General features: G+C 51.1%; 9 protein-coding genes and 1 pseudogene. 4 read left to right on the top strand and 6 right to left on the bottom strand.

The features are described 5' to 3' along the window. Positions 1 to 206: 206 nt before the first annotated feature. Entirely contained in the window at positions 207 to 1130 is a 924-nt protein-coding gene (gene gluQRS, locus CBP31_RS05830; RefSeq protein ID WP_087035385.1) for a tRNA glutamyl-Q(34) synthetase GluQRS, read from the bottom strand. Positions 1131 to 1136: 6 nt separating this feature from the next. Further along, positions 1137 to 1589, bottom strand: a complete 453-nt coding sequence (dksA, locus tag CBP31_RS05825) for an RNA polymerase-binding protein DksA (RefSeq protein ID WP_087035383.1) — start codon at positions 1587 to 1589, stop codon at positions 1137 to 1139. 292 nt (positions 1590 to 1881) lie between these two features. Between dksA and sfsA the strand changes: the two genes are divergently transcribed. Then, positions 1882 to 2631 (top strand): DNA/RNA nuclease SfsA, encoded by a 750-nt coding sequence (gene sfsA, locus CBP31_RS05820; protein ID WP_087038637.1) that lies wholly within the window; start codon positions 1882 to 1884, stop codon positions 2629 to 2631. 75 nt (positions 2632 to 2706) lie between these two features. Here sfsA and thpR read toward each other — a convergent pair whose 3' ends face one another. The 3 genes from thpR to CBP31_RS05805 all read right to left on the bottom strand — a co-directional run bounded on the left by thpR (position 2707) and on the right by CBP31_RS05805 (position 6864). Continuing rightward, positions 2707 to 3234: an RNA 2',3'-cyclic phosphodiesterase gene (thpR, locus tag CBP31_RS05815; protein WP_087035381.1), complete on the bottom strand. Its 528-nt coding sequence runs from the start codon at positions 3232 to 3234 to the stop codon at positions 2707 to 2709. A gap of 102 nt (positions 3235 to 3336) precedes the next feature. Beyond that, on the bottom strand, positions 3337 to 5562 hold the full coding sequence (locus CBP31_RS05810) for a bifunctional diguanylate cyclase/phosphodiesterase (RefSeq protein ID WP_087035379.1): 2226 nt from the start codon (positions 5560 to 5562) through the stop codon (positions 3337 to 3339). 300 nt (positions 5563 to 5862) lie between these two features. Further along, a complete protein-coding gene (locus tag CBP31_RS05805) occupies positions 5863 to 6864 on the bottom strand; it encodes an ABC transporter substrate-binding protein (protein ID WP_087035377.1) in 1002 nt (333 codons plus the stop codon). A 503-nt stretch (positions 6865 to 7367) separates the two neighbouring features. Between CBP31_RS05805 and hrpB the strand changes: the two are divergent. The 3 genes and pseudogenes from hrpB (at position 7368) to CBP31_RS05790 (ending at position 12849) form a co-directional block, all read left to right on the top strand. After that, positions 7368 to 9775, top strand: a pseudogene (gene hrpB / locus CBP31_RS05800) (ATP-dependent helicase HrpB). Between the two features lie 2 nt (positions 9776 to 9777). Beyond that, complete coding sequence (gene mrcB / locus CBP31_RS05795; RefSeq protein ID WP_087035375.1) at positions 9778 to 12120, top strand: penicillin-binding protein 1B; 2343 nt, start codon at positions 9778 to 9780, stop codon at positions 12118 to 12120. Between the two features lie 300 nt (positions 12121 to 12420). Then, positions 12421 to 12849: a VOC family protein gene (locus CBP31_RS05790; protein WP_087035373.1), complete on the top strand. Its 429-nt coding sequence runs from the start codon at positions 12421 to 12423 to the stop codon at positions 12847 to 12849. A 37-nt stretch (positions 12850 to 12886) separates the two neighbouring features. Here CBP31_RS05790 and hemL read toward each other — a convergent pair whose 3' ends face one another. Beyond that, on the bottom strand, positions 12887 to 14173 hold the full coding sequence (gene hemL, locus CBP31_RS05785; RefSeq protein WP_087035372.1) for a glutamate-1-semialdehyde 2,1-aminomutase: 1287 nt from the start codon (positions 14171 to 14173) through the stop codon (positions 12887 to 12889). Positions 14174 to 14213: the final 40 nt, after the last annotated feature.

Here is a 14213-nt window from a genome sequence, read left to right as displayed (position 1 = left end):
TGTTCGGCTCGGGCTTGTGGAGTTCGGTTTAGTAGCTTCTTACAAAAGCCAGCAATCTGGGAAAAAATAGGACACCTCGCATGGCCTTTAGCTAGGGTCTGTTGACCTGTCGCGGTTATATTTTGTTCGAGCTACATATGTGTAGCCGAACCCGCAGGGCTGCAAAAATCGTTTTGCAAAGGTCAACAGACCTTAAATTTTGCGCACTATAATAGCGCAGGGCGTTGAAAATGCGAATTCTCTGTGCACTTCAACTCAACTTGTGTGGTACCAGGCACGTGTGGCAACTGCCAATGTGCGATGGCCCAATTTAAAATTTCATCTATCTGGCCCTGCCATAAAGAAGCGGGCGGCGCCTGACCTAAAAAAGCCAAGGCCTGACATAATTGCGAGCCAGCTTGGTGTAAATCCAAGGCGGGCGCATGGTTTTGCTTCGATAGTTTCTGGCCAGAAAGGGTAGCTAAGGGCAGATGCAGCCAGTTGGGAATAGGTGCATTCAACCTTTGATACAGCGCAATTTGTCGGCCCGTGGGCTCCAACAAATCCGCTCCGCGCACGACTTCTGTAATGCCCGCTGCTGCATCATCTAATACCACCGCCAGATTATACGCATAAAAACCGTCACGGCGACGTACAATAAAATCTTCTTCTGCAAGCGCGGTCGGTATTTTAACCGAGCCTTGCAGTTGATCATAAAATTCATACACCGGATTGGTCATCACTAAGCGCGTTGAAGCCTGTGTTGCACTCAGGCCTAAGTCACGACAATGGCCGGTATAAAAGCCACCGCTTTCGGTAATGGTTTTTCGGCTGCAATGGCAATAATAAGTGAGGCCAAGGTTCGCCCACTCATCGAGCACCGCTTGATAAGCGTCCAGGCGCTGGCTTTGGTAGACCACGGGGCCGTCCCAATGCAGGCCAAAGGCGTCGAGCGCAAATAAAATGTCGTCGGCCGCGCCCGGTATTTCGCGGGGCGGATCCAAGTCTTCAATGCGGAGCAGCCAGCTTCCCTGAGAACGTTTGGCTTGCAAGTAACTGCCTAAGGCGGCGATTAACGAGCCAAAATGCAGGGGGCCACTGGGTGAGGGGGCAAAGCGCCCAATATAAGGCTTGGGCGCGCTGTTATTCATATAATGCTAGTAACCGGCCATCTGTTTTTCTTTGATTTCAGCCAAAGTCTTACAATCGATACATAAATCGGCGGTCGGTCTGGCTTCTAGACGACGAATACCAATTTCTACACCGCAGTGCTCGCAGTAGCCGAAGTCATCTTCTTCGATTTTCTGCAGTGTTTTTTCGATTTTCTTGATTAACTTACGTTCACGATCTCGAGCACGCAGCTCAAGTGCAAACTCCTCTTCTTGAGCGGCCCTGTCCACCGGATCGGGGAAATTGGCAGCTTCGTCTTTCATGTAGCCCACGGTGCGATCGACTTCTTCGCGCAACTGAGTGCGCCAAGCGCCCAGAATTTTACGAAAGTGCGTTTTCTGCCCTTCGTTCATGTATTCTTCATCGGGCTTAGCCTGATAGGCCTCAACACCGGCAATGGCCAGAATACCGAGAGATTTCTTGATTTCGACTGCTGGCATTCCGTATCTCCTAAGAAGCAATATTGCGCCAACCAAATTTTTTAAGCGGCTATCTATAGCAGAAAGCCTATTAACAAGGCAATTTTGCCGTGCTATTTCAGTGAAAAATCTACTTGAAACAGGACTGAGGCCGCTTTATTTATCTTAAATTGGCCCTGATCTTGCCCCATCAAGCCTATGCAGTTGCTTGATGCTTCCTCCATATGGGGACAATGAAGAGGGTTTTCAAGAGCAAATGCGCGAAGACGAGGGTGTTTGTTTAACTATTAACGTGTGGATTATAGGTGTGATTGTGCAGTTTTCATCTTCTTTGCAACAAGGGGTGCTAATCCAGCGCTATAAACGCTTTTTAGCCGATGTAGACGTTCAAGGTCAAGCCTTGACGCTACATTGCCCCAATACCGGCAAAATGACTGGGTGTGCCGAACCCGGATGGCCGATTTATTTTTCGACCTCTAGCAATCTTAAACGCAAATATGCGCACACCTGGGAGCTAGTACAAAATAATCTAGGCCATTTTATTTGCGTCAATACCAATCAAGCTAATGCACTGGTTGCCGAGGCCTTGGCGAATCACGTTATCATGCCCTTGGCCCATTATTCAGACATAAAAGCCGAAGTGCGCTACGGCAGTGAAAATAGCCGGATCGACTTTCTATTGCGCGCCGATAATCAACCGGACTGCTACGTAGAAGTGAAGAGCGTGACGCTGTTAGATGACCAACCTCTCGATAGCCAAAAGCGGGATGAGACGAGCAAGAGGGAGCTTGGCCAAGGTTATTTTCCTGACACCAAGAGCGAACGGGCACAGAAGCATGTGCGTGAGCTGATGCAGTGCGTACAGGACGGACACAGAGCCGTGTTGCTGTTTTGTGTGCTACATACAGGCATTACTCGTGTTAGCCCTGCGCATCATCTAGACCCTGTCTACGGCGCTCTGGTGACCGAGGCCATGGCCATGGGTGTGGAGTGTTTCGCTTGGCGGGCCGATATCAGCCCACAAGGCATGTACTTGGTGCAAGAGCTGCCGTTTATTGGGTAAGTGAGGGGGGGGGGGTGTGAAGAGTGAAGGGTAAAGTGGAAAAGCGACGCACCTTCACCCATCACCCTTCACTACTCACCCCTCGCCATTATTTAACTTCCAAGACGCCAATATTTCATAGTGCGGGCCTTGCTCGCTTTGTATTGAGCTATACAGGCATAACTGGCTAGGTTGGAAGCGGATGGGCGTGATGGGAGGCAGCTCAACAACGCAGTCATGGCGAAACAAGGTAATGTGGGGCCGAAACGCCTTATGGGGCGGATCTAGCTTTAATGCTCCACAACGATTGTTTAGCTCTTGATACAATGCCTGTAAGGTTTCGGGCACCTGAGTAGGCCCTACCCACACCACCTTGGCCCGAGGAAAGCAATCAAGTTGGTTAAGCTCAAGAGTAAAGCGGGGCAGCTGCATGCGTGGCAGTTGTTTGATCAAGGACGTGGACTGAGTGTCGTTGAGCGCACCTAAAAAACGTAAGGTTAAATGAAACTGGCGACGGGGAATGCGCCGCCCTGGCAATGCCAGCCGGTCTTGTAACTGATGAAGCTGTGCCGCCACCGTATCGGCAGGAAAAGCCAAAAATAGCCGACTGTCGTCATTTGCCATGTATCTCCTCCTTGTCTGCTGCCTTATCTGACTTTTTCCTTCATTATTTGCTTTCTTTTTGCTTCCAGCCAGCTAGCCAGTCTTTCTGAGCCCCGTACCTTGCTAGCTGGTGGTCGCCACGCAGGTTTTGTTATCACGAGGCGCACTCTTGCTCAGCGCTAAATCAGCATACCCTGGATATTGCAGTGCCTGCTCGGGTACAAGGGGGCGAGCAAGCAGAAAGCCTTGGCCATAATCACAGCCGATACTTTTCAGAAACCACAGCTGCTCAACCGTTTCAATGCCTTCAGCTACTACTTTGAGTCCCAGCTTATGCACCATAACGGTAATAGCTTCCACCATTTGCCGGTCAACAGGATTACTTTCTAGGTTCATCACAAAAGAGCGGTCGATTTTCAGAATATCTACCGGCACCAAGCGCAGTTGTGATAACGAAGAATAGCCGGTGCCAAAGTCATCAATCGCGATCCGGATTCCTAGGCGCCTCAAGTCTGCTATCAAAGTCATGGCGAGCTCAACATTTTCCATCAGCATGGACTCGGTAATTTCCAACTCCAGTAAATGGGGGGCGATCTTCCTGCGCTTTAACAGCGCATCAACCCGCTCAGCAAAGTCAGGTTCGCGTAACTGACAGACGCTTAGATTAACGGCCACCGGTTTTACCATTAGCCCCGCCTGCATTTGTTGCTGAATAAAATCACCAGCCGCCTCGATTACCCAGTAACCCATAGGCACAATCAGCCCGGTTTGCTCCGCTATCTCAATAAAACTACCCGGATATTGTATACCTCGAACCGGATGCTGCCAGCGCAGCAGGGCTTCAAACTTCACCGTCTGGCCATTACTCAGGTCAATGATGGGTTGAAATGCCAGCGCGAATTCTTCGTGGGCCAAGGCTTGGCGTAGCTCTTCTTCGAGCCGTATTGAGAGCAGCGCCTGCTCTTGCATGGCTGAGTTATAAAAAGACAGTTGGTTTTTGCCCGCTCGTTTCGACTCATACATGGCCAAATCCGCATTGCGCAATAACTCGCCACTGCTGGTGCCGTCTTCTGGTGCCAGTGTAATGCCAATACTGGCGCCAACGATGGCTTCATTTTGGGCCAACTGTACTGGCTTCCCTATGTGGGCGATTATTTTTGCGGCGACAGTCCGTACCTGCTCGACACTTTTTATATTCATCAGTATCACCGCAAACTCATCCCCGCCTAAGCGGCCGACAATATCGGTTTCTCTCACCGAGGTTCGAAGTCGCTGCGCCACTTCAGTCAATAATCGGTCGCCGTCTGCATGCCCTGTGGAGTCGTTGATGCGTTTAAAATTATCCAAGTCCAAATACAATAAAGCTAGGCTCTGTCCTGCACGTTGAGTATGCAGAATGGCTTGGTCTAGCTGCTCGGTAAAAGATCGTCGATTAGCCAAACCCGTGAGTTCATCATTGAATGCCAGCAGTTCCAGCTGGAGGGTTTGTATTTTTACCAATGAGCGTAACCGGTTCGGCTCGAACAGAATACGGCGTACCAGTAATGTGAATATGCCCGCTGTGAACAGACTGAGCATAAGGCCCACGATAATCTGGGAGGTGAAGTCGGTGGGCCGGCCCATCGCGAGCGTCCACTCATCATTGGGAACCCGAATTTTCTTTCTTACTAACTGGTTTGTCAGCTTGCTGCTGGAGTGGGCAAAGATATCAATCAGGCCGGTGTCTGGGTGTAAGCGCGACAGCTCATAGGCATAGCCTTTTTGTGTTAGCTGATCCAGTTCTGTAAATGACAGCAAATCCTTCAAGTAAATTAATGCCGTCGTAAATCCCCAGAATTGCTGCTCGCCGTTTTTTTCTAGGAAGACCGGGTTTCGTCCCACCATGCCCATTTGCCCTTGCACCAGCATAAAGGGGCCCGCCAGTGTTAGTGTCTTAGTGTTAATGGCCTCCCAAGCCTCAGCTCTACGTTCATCGACGTATAACAGGTCATGACCAATGGCCTTTTCATTGCCAGCCAGCGGATAAATTTGCTGAGCGACGCCATTTGGAGCCAGTTGCAGATTGGAAACCGCGCCCAAGGTCTGCATCACTTCTTTAGCATAGAGGTCAAAATCTTTGAACTGACCGTTACTGCGCCGTACTTCTTGAGCGAGTATAAAGGTCGACGATAACGAGCTATTTAGGCGGCGCTCTATGGCGGCGGCTTGAACACTCACCACCTCCTCCATCAGCAGCTGATAATCCTTGCGGTCAGCCACAATACTGAGGTGAGTGTAATAAGCCCCTGCTGCAAAAATACACACAAACGCTATTAGGGGATAAAGGCTGCTGAGCCTGAATGTAAGCATTTATTTCTCTTACCTGGTTTTCCAGGGATTTTTGAGTGTGGTAGTTTTGCGGCACTAGGCAGGCGACTCAACAAGACCTAAATCAGCGCAACAAACCTTTTTAGTTACTTACTAACCACTATACATAGGTTTAGGTGCTGAGCATCATATGGAGCTAACTTGTAGCAATAAATGTAAAGTCAGTCACAGAGTCATTTGTAGAAATATTTTGCGCAACATCAAATTAAAGAACGTCTTATTCTGTAGCGCCTAGGTGATGGGTAATTAGCAAGGCGGGCTTAATGCTGGAGAGGTTTACTATTATCGGGTAAGCATAGAGCTGTTATTCCCCGACCACAGGGGCAGTCTATATTGCGAGTCCACCACAGGCCTTAAGTCGAGGGGGCGACTAATTAGCCCCATCTCGTAGTACATATTGGCGGCATCTTGTAAGTTATTAAAGTCTATCAAACCTAACTCCGAAAGCTCACCAGAAAGCGGTAAGCTACTGGTATTACGCAGCGTAATAATAGTGGCGTTGTGGGCGATATTTTTGCCGTCAACCGCATATTTAACGGCTTGTTGTGCGGCTTCGTCTACGTTTTCTATCATCCATCGGACACTGGTTTTATAGCCAGCTAAAAATGCGTGCAGCTGCTCTTTTTTTTGAGCGTAGGTTGCTTCTGTGACCACAAATAAATCACTGGAGTAATTAAAGTAATCTTTAACTTGTATCACATTCACTTCACCTAAGCCGTTTGCTTGAGCGGCGACCAAGGCAGTATCTGTGGCGGAGGTAGCATCTACTTGGCCGTGAATTAAGGGATCGAAATTCAGGACGCCGGTTTCAATGATTTCTACATCACTTGCTCTTAATCGTGCTTGTCTTAACACCGCTAATAAATTTCGTTTAGTGCCACTGGTATCGCTATAGACGCCAATCTTTTTGCCTTTTAAATCTTTTGGACTACGAATATTACTGCTCGTTAAAGACACCACATTAAATACGTTTTGCGGATAGATATCATAAAGGGCGACCAGTTTTTCGCCTCTGGCTAAGCCAGAAAATAAGGCGCCGGGATCGGCAAAGGCAATGTCTGCCTCACCGGCAATAATTTTATTGATCGCATCACTGCCGCCGGCACCAGGAATAAATTTAATGGCCACTTGGTGTGGAGAAAAGAAGTCTTTATCTTCGGCCAAGAGATTGATCTGCTCGGTAATCGGTAGGCTCCAGCTGGCTATGCGGATAGTGGTTAATCCTGGCTGTTTAGCTGACCTTGAACTTTCGTCACACGCCGTAAGCGTGAGGCTTAATAGCATCAAGGAAACTAATATCCTTATTTTATTAATCAATCTTTATCCCTGAGTGAGTCTCGATGCGATGAATGTTAATGCGGCGGCTAAGTTTACCTCTTCATATAAATTGATGCCAAACAAAACGTAAAGTGATGATAAATAATGTCTGTTAACTAACCTACTATTAATAATCCGCATGGTCTTATGTTTAATAACGACAATATAGCGTGCTTATCTTAGATTGAGCAGCCTTAGAGTGAGCCGCCTTAGATTGAGCAGTAAGCTGTTTATTGCGGCCGCTGATTTTTCAACCTCTCAAGTCGTTCGTTCTTCCGTTCATCGCCAACGACTGTGGTCTGCGTGCAGTTGGATCGTAGACCACTGTGGCTAAACATGGCTGAAAGCCAGCGTTACTGATCGCGCTTTACGCGGTTATTTGGCACTATATAAGCGTTGTTAAACCAGTAGGTAATCACGTGCATCAGCTTCCTATCGCCCAAGTGCTGCCAGAATTAAAGGCGGCCTTAATGGCGCCCCATATTATTCTTGAAGCGCCGCCGGGGGCGGGCAAGTCCACGGGCTTGCCACTGTGGCTGTTAGCGCAACCGGAGATCACAGGCCGCATTATATTGCTGGAGCCTAGGCGCTTGGCGGCGCGCAGCATAGCCCAGTACTTAGCGGCACAGTTAGGCGAGCAGCCAGGCCAGCAAGTGGGTTATCGGATGCGCGGTGAAACCTGCGTCAGCAAACACACTCGCCTAGAAGTGGTCACCGAGGGCGTGTTAACGCGCATGCTGCAAGGCGATCCTGAGCTAGTGGGGGTCGACTTACTGATTTTTGATGAGTTTCATGAGCGCAGCTTGCACGCCGAGCTGGCCTTGGCCTTTGCCTTAGAATGCCAAGAGCTGCGCGATAATCTGACCATTATGATCATGTCTGCCACGCTGGATGGCTTGGCGCTGGACGAATTGCTGCCCAATGCCGTGAATATTCACAGTCATGGGCGCAGCTTTCCGGTGGCGGTGAGCTATCAGCCGCGTAATCTGCAGGCGCGTCTTGATGAAGCCATGGGGCGGGCGATAGTGTCGGCCTTATTCGAGCACTCAGGCAGCGTGTTGGCCTTTTTACCCGGCGAGCGAGAAATTCGCGACACCCTGCGCTGGCTCGAGGGCAAAACCGATGAGCAAGTGGAGCTGCGTCCTTTATATGGCCGTTTGAGTTTACACGAGCAACAATTGGCTATCGCGCCCTCTGCTGCCGGGCGGCGCAAGGTAGTGTTGGCCACTAATGTGGCGGAAACTTCGCTGACAATTGATGGCATCAGTATGGTGGTGGATTGTGGCCTTGAGCGGCGTGCCGAGTTTGAAGCGCAATCGGGTATCACACGCTTACACACCCGTCATATTAGTCAAACCTCGGCCACGCAAAGAGCGGGCCGTGCCGGTCGGGTGCAAGCCGGCAGTTGCGTGCGGCTGTGGAGCCAAGAGCAACAACAGCGCTTGAGTGTGCGCCGGCCCGCCGAGATTGAACAAAGTGATTTGAGCAATTTTGTACTGGAGTGCGCCGCTTGGGGGGCAGATCCCGAGCAGTTGGCGTTGCTGACCAAGCCTCCTGCGCCGCTGTTGGCCGCCGCCCGCCAACAATTAACCGCTTTAACTTTGCTTAATGGCACTCAGCTTACCCCTTTGGGCCGCCAAGTCTGGCAACTGGGTTGTGAGCCAAGGCTTGGCCAGTTACTGCTCTGTGCCCAAGCGTGGCAACAACAAGGGCATAAAGGTGCGCTGGCCGATGCCGTGTATTTGGTGGCTTTATTAGAAGAAGGCCGCTGGGATACAGGTCCTTTATCGGGACAAATTTTAGCACGACAGGGCGCGCTTAAATCGGCGGCTCAGCGTTGGTTTACCCGGCTTAAAGCACAACCAATAGCGCCCTCAGGGCAGTATGTTGGGCCGCTACTGGCCAACGCACGGCCCGAGTGGGTGGCCTTATTACGACCCGAAGCGACAGGCAAGATATCAGGCCAGCAAATACGCTATGGCCTAGCCGGTGGCTTAAGTGCCGACTTGCCTCAAGCCAGCCCTTTACAAGGCAAAAACATGTTGGCTATTGCGGCGTTAGGCCGCAGCGAGCGGGGCGTTTTTATTCAAGCAGCAGAGCCGGTTGAGCTGGCGCAATTACAAGCCTTTATGCCCGCGCATTTTAGTGAGCAGGCGCACTTGGAATGGGATAATGAGGCTAATAGAGTGCGAGCCGAGCGCCAATGGTGCTTCGGCGGTTTAATTTTACAGCGCGCGCCCTTAACCGATATTAGCCCCCAGCAAAAAGCCGAATGTTTACTGGCCGAGGTTAAACGCCGCGGTTGGCAGGCGTTACCGTTAGATGAAGCGGCCGACCAATATTGGCTGAGATTACGGCTCGCCGGACAAAAACTGGCCGATCGCGGCTTTGCCATTTGCGAGCCAAACGAGTGGCTTGAGGAGGCCGAGCAATGGTTACTGCCTTATTTGACGGGGCTTGGCCGTTGGGAGGCACTGGCGCGCCTACCTTGGGCGCAGATATTTAAAAGTCGGCTGGACTGGTCACAGCAGCAATTGCTGGATACCCTGCTACCCAACTCACTGACCATGGCCACTGGCACTCAAGTGCGCATTCGTTATCGAGAAGCAGACGATCCCGTCTTGCCGGTGCGCTTACAAGAGATGTTTGGTCAGTCGCACAGCCCCACCTTAGCAGGGGGCGCATTGCTTTGGTGTTAGAGCTATTGTCACCGGCGCGTCGACCGTTACAAATTACCCGAGATTTGGCCGCGTTTTGGGCCGGTTCTTATCAAGATGTTAAAAAAGAAATGCGGGGGCGCTACCCTAAGCACCACTGGCCAGATAGCCCAGCCACCACGGCGCCAACCCAGTACACCAAGAGGCATATAAAGCACTGATTATGGCAAAACAGACTCGAACTCAGAAAAAATCCAAAAAGAAGCCGGTGAGAAAAAACCGCTTTTGGTGGGGCCTGCTGCTTAAATTAACACTGGTGTTTGCAGTGATAATGGGCATTTTTGGTATTTACCTCGATAGCCAAGTCAGAGAGCGCTTTGATGGCCAAAAGTGGGCGCTGCCCGCCTTGGTCTATAGCCGGCCCTTGGAGCTCTTCCCGGGCCAAAAACTGTCTCATGCCCAGATGTTGCGTGAGCTGCAGTTGTTAAACTATCGCAAGGTTGCCAGCCCCAGTCGCCCCGGTGAATATTCGGCGAATAACAGCAGTATCGAAATTCATCGCCGTCCGTTCAATTTCTCCGATGGCCCTGAAGATGCCCGCCAAATTGGACTGACCTTCTCGGGCCAGCGCCTACAAGCGATAAAAAACCCCACCAATGGTCGTGAGCTGGGTTACGCGCGCATGGATCCGGTATTGCTGGACCGCTTAAACGTAGAAAAACGTGAAGACCGTTTGTTGGTGCGCTTAGACCAAGTGCCTGAGCTATTGAAAACCGCCTTGATTACCGTGGAAGACAGAGACTTTTATAGTCACGACGGCGTGTCGCCGATGGCGATCCTGCGTGCATTAGTGGTGAACGTGAAAGCCGGCCGTACGGTACAAGGCGGCAGTACCCTGACTCAGCAGTTGGCAAAAAACTTATTTTTAACCCAAGACCGGAGTTTATGGCGCAAGATTCAAGAAGCCTATATGGCGCTGATCATCGACTTTCGTTATGACAAAGACGAGATCTTAGAAGCCTATTTAAACGAAGTATATTTGGGTCAAAACGGTGGCCAAGGAGTATATGGCTTTGGACTAGCCAGTTACTTCTACTTTGGCTTACCGCTTAATGAATTGAATGCCGACCAAATTGCCCTGATGGTGGCGCTGGTAAAAGGCCCGTCTTATTACGATCCTTGGCGCAATACCGAGCGCGCTCGCGAGCGTCGCGACTTAGTACTGCGTTTATTAGCCAATGACGGTCATATCAGCCGTGCCATCTATGAGCAAGCCAGTGAAACACCATTGCAGCTGATTGAACGCGGGCGCATGGGTTATGGTCGCACGCCTGCCTTTATGGGCATGCTGCGCCAAGAGCTACAAGAGCGTTTTGGCAGTGATTTTTTACGCCAAAATGGCCTGAAAATATTCAGTAGTTTGGATCCTATTGCCCAGCACAGTGCCGAGCAGGCAATCATCGAGCAAGTAAAACAGCTGCGCGCTAATACCAAAAAGCCGGACTTAGAAGCGGCCATGGTGGTGACTAATTGGCGTAAAGGTGAGGTGAGTGCAGTGGTGGGCGGTGCCGATCCAAGCTTTGCCGGCTTTAACCGAGCGCTGTCTGCTCGCCGAGCCATTGGCTCGTTAATTAAGCCGCCTGTCTATGCCGAAGCACTGGCCAATGGCTTTACCTTAGGCAGCGCCATTAAAGATCAGCCGATTAGTTTGCGCAGTGAAGGTGGCCAAGTGTGGAAACCTAATAACTATGATCGTCAGTTTCGCGGTCAGGTGATGCTAGTGGATGCCTTGGCTAAATCGCTGAACGTACCGACTGTAAATTTAGGCATGGCAGTAGGGCTAGATAATGTGATTAAAGGCCTGCAGCGTATGGGCGTGCGCCAACCGATTCCTGCGTACCCTTCTTTGATGTTAGGCACGCTGGAGTTGACGCCGCTGGAAGTGAATCAGCTGTATTTAACGCTGGCGAACCAAGGCTTGTATCAGCCGCTTACCTCGATTCGTGCCATTCAAGACGAGCAAGGCGAAATCTTGTATCAGCACACGGCCAAGGCCACGCAAGTATTGGAGCCAGAGGCGGGTTATTTAGCCCTCTATGCCATGACGCGGGTGGTCGGCGGTGGTACGGCTGCGCACTTAGCCGCACGCTTTCCTAATCGGGTAATGGCGGGCAAAACCGGTACTACCAACGACTTGCGTGATGCTTGGTATGCGGGCTTAGATAACGAAGAGCTGGCCAGTGTGTGGGTCGGCTTGGATAATAACGCCAGTACTGGCTTAACCGGTTCCAGTGGTGCGCTACGAGTGTATAGCCGCTACTTAGACAGCCGTGGCGTCGACTCGCTGGAGCTTAAGGCTCCTCCGGGAATCGAACAAGCTAACTTTGCCTACAGCGATGGTCAGCCCGCAGATCCACGTTGTGAGCAAACGCGCTTGTTACCAGCTAAGTCTGCAAGTTTGCCGCCGGTGCGCGGCTGTCAGCCGGCTGAGCCGACCTACAACTTACCCAAAACCGGTGAACAAGTCGGCGATTGGTTAAAGGACATCTTTAACTTCGCACGCTAACTTCGTCGTGAAGTGTAAAGGGTAAAGTGTGAGGCGAGCGCCTAGCATTAAGCACTAAACTCAACTTAAACAGGCACCTGATCACAATCAGGTGCCTGTTTTTTTATGTCCGTTTTTAACTCGCCAGCCAGCGCTCTGTTTATCCCCAATTTCTCAGAGCCCTCGTTTAGCTTCGTAGAACTGGCCGACTAAAGTGGTCTCTACCAAAGAAGCATGTTTCCTTAGCTGAGCGCTTAACGCCGACCGCTGATAGCTGTGTTTCTGGTATATGCTCAAAGGTATCTAATCGGAGGGCGTGTCATGTTTTCTTTCCATCACTTGACCATTAGTGTCCGTAGTTTGGCGGTGTCTGAAACCTTTTATAAAGGCTTAGGCTTTGAGCCCGTGTATCGCTGGCAGGATGAAGCTCAACAGTTACAAATTTGTCATTTGCAGTTAGGGCAAGCCTTGTTGGAGTTGTATTGCTTTAAACCCGACCAGGAGATGGAGGCGCAGACGGCCTTTCCGCCTTGGGCCAACGGATTTCGATTAGGGCTACGGCATTTTGCCTTGCAAGTAAGCGATGTAGATGAGGCGTTGAGTGCCTTGCATGGGGCGGGATTACTAGCAGATAAACCGTCTGTGGTACGCGGGCAAAGCTGTGGCCGCTACGTATTTATTATGGACCCCGACGGGAACAGCGTTGAGCTATTAGAAGGGCCGCTGGTGAATATCCAGCAGCCCGATTAGACCCGTTAGCCTGTGTTTAACAGGTTACGGGGTTTAATTAAGCCTTCATGGCCGCAAAAGCGCTATCTGCCGCAGCCAAGGTATGGGCAATTTCTTTCTCGCCGTGCGCTAAAGACATAAAGCCCGCTTCAAAAGCAGACGGGGCCAAATACACGCCTTGATCCAACATTAAGTGGAAGAAGCGTTTGAACGCCTCGGTATCACATTGCATCACTTGCTCATAGCAGGTGATATTTTTTTCAGTGGTGAAGAAAAAGCCAAACATGGCGCCCACTTGGGTAGTGGTAAAAGGAATGCCGTGTTTATCGGCCGCCGCTTGCAGGCCATCAACCAAGGCCTTAGTGCTGGCTTCTAGCTTTTCGTGCAAGCCAGGTGCGCTCAGGGCGTTAAGGGTAGCTAAACCGGCTGCCATGGCGATGGGGTTACCGGACAATGTACCGGCTTGGTACACGGGGCCGGTCGGGGCTAAATGATCCATCACTTCACGACGGCCACCAAAGGCGCCCACTGGCATGCCGCCACCGATGATTTTACCGAGTGTGGTTAAGTCCGGGGTCACGCCATAACGCTGCTGCGCGCCGCCTAAGGCAACGCGGAAACCACACATTACTTCATCAAAAATCAACAAGGCGCCGTATTGATCGCAAATATCGCGCAAGCCTTGCAAGAAGCCGTCCGCAGGAGGAATGCAGTTCATGTTGCCAGCAATCGGCTCCACGATAATACAGGCGATGTCATCGGGTGCCGCGGCAAAAGCTGCTTTTACTGAGTCTAAATCGTTAAAAGTCGCGGTTAAGGTGTGTTTAGCAAAATCCGCCGGTACGCCCGGTGAGTTAGGCTGGCCTAAGGTGAGGGCACCGGAGCCGGCTTTCACCAGCAGGCAGTCCGCATGGCCGTGATAACAGCCTTCAAATTTTAAAATCTTATCGCGATGGGTAAAGCCACGAGCTAAACGAATGGCGCTCATGGTGGCTTCGGTGCCGGAGTTCACCATGCGGGTTAGCTCCATGGAGGGTACCAGCTCTTTTACTTTTTCCGCCATGGTCACTTCACTGGCGGTGGGGGCACCAAAGCTTAAGCCACGCTCTGCGGCTTCAATCACTGCCTCGCGTACTACTGCGGCGTTATGGCCCAAAATCATCGGGCCCCAAGAGCCGATGTAATCTACATAGGACTGGCCGTCCGCATCAAAAATATAGGCACCATCGGCGCGTTCAATAAAGCGCGGTGTGCCGCCTACGCCGTTAAAGGCACGAACCGGAGAGTTAACGCCGCCCGGAATAACGAGACGGGCCTTGGCAAATAAATCGTCAGACTTGGACATGTAAGCATCCTTTGAATTGGGGCTGTGACAGCAGGCGCTG

This window comes from Oceanisphaera profunda (genome assembly GCF_002157895.1).
GTDB classification, from domain to species: Bacteria; Pseudomonadota; Gammaproteobacteria; order Enterobacterales; family Aeromonadaceae; genus Oceanimonas; species Oceanimonas profunda.
This window is presented reverse-complemented; position numbering and strand designations above follow the sequence as displayed.

Bases quoted from the DNA above. Each gene is read 5' to 3' on its own strand.
- gluQRS (WP_087035385.1), bottom strand. From the start codon at position 1,130: ATGAATAACAGCGCGCCCAAGCCTTATATTGGGCGCTTTGCCCCCTCA.
- dksA (WP_087035383.1), bottom strand. From the start codon at position 1,589: ATGCCAGCAGTCGAAATCAAGAAATCTCTCGGTATTCTGGCCATTGCC.
- thpR (WP_087035381.1), bottom strand. From the start codon at position 3,234: ATGGCAAATGACGACAGTCGGCTATTTTTGGCTTTTCCTGCCGATACG.
- CBP31_RS05810 (WP_087035379.1), bottom strand. From the start codon at position 5,562: ATGCTTACATTCAGGCTCAGCAGCCTTTATCCCCTAATAGCGTTTGTG.
- CBP31_RS05805 (WP_087035377.1), bottom strand. From the start codon at position 6,864: ATGCTATTAAGCCTCACGCTTACGGCGTGTGACGAAAGTTCAAGGTCA.
- mrcB (WP_087035375.1), top strand. From the start codon at position 9,778: ATGGCAAAACAGACTCGAACTCAGAAAAAATCCAAAAAGAAGCCGGTG.
- CBP31_RS05790 (WP_087035373.1), top strand. From the start codon at position 12,421: ATGTTTTCTTTCCATCACTTGACCATTAGTGTCCGTAGTTTGGCGGTG.
- hemL (WP_087035372.1), bottom strand. From the start codon at position 14,173: ATGTCCAAGTCTGACGATTTATTTGCCAAGGCCCGTCTCGTTATTCCG.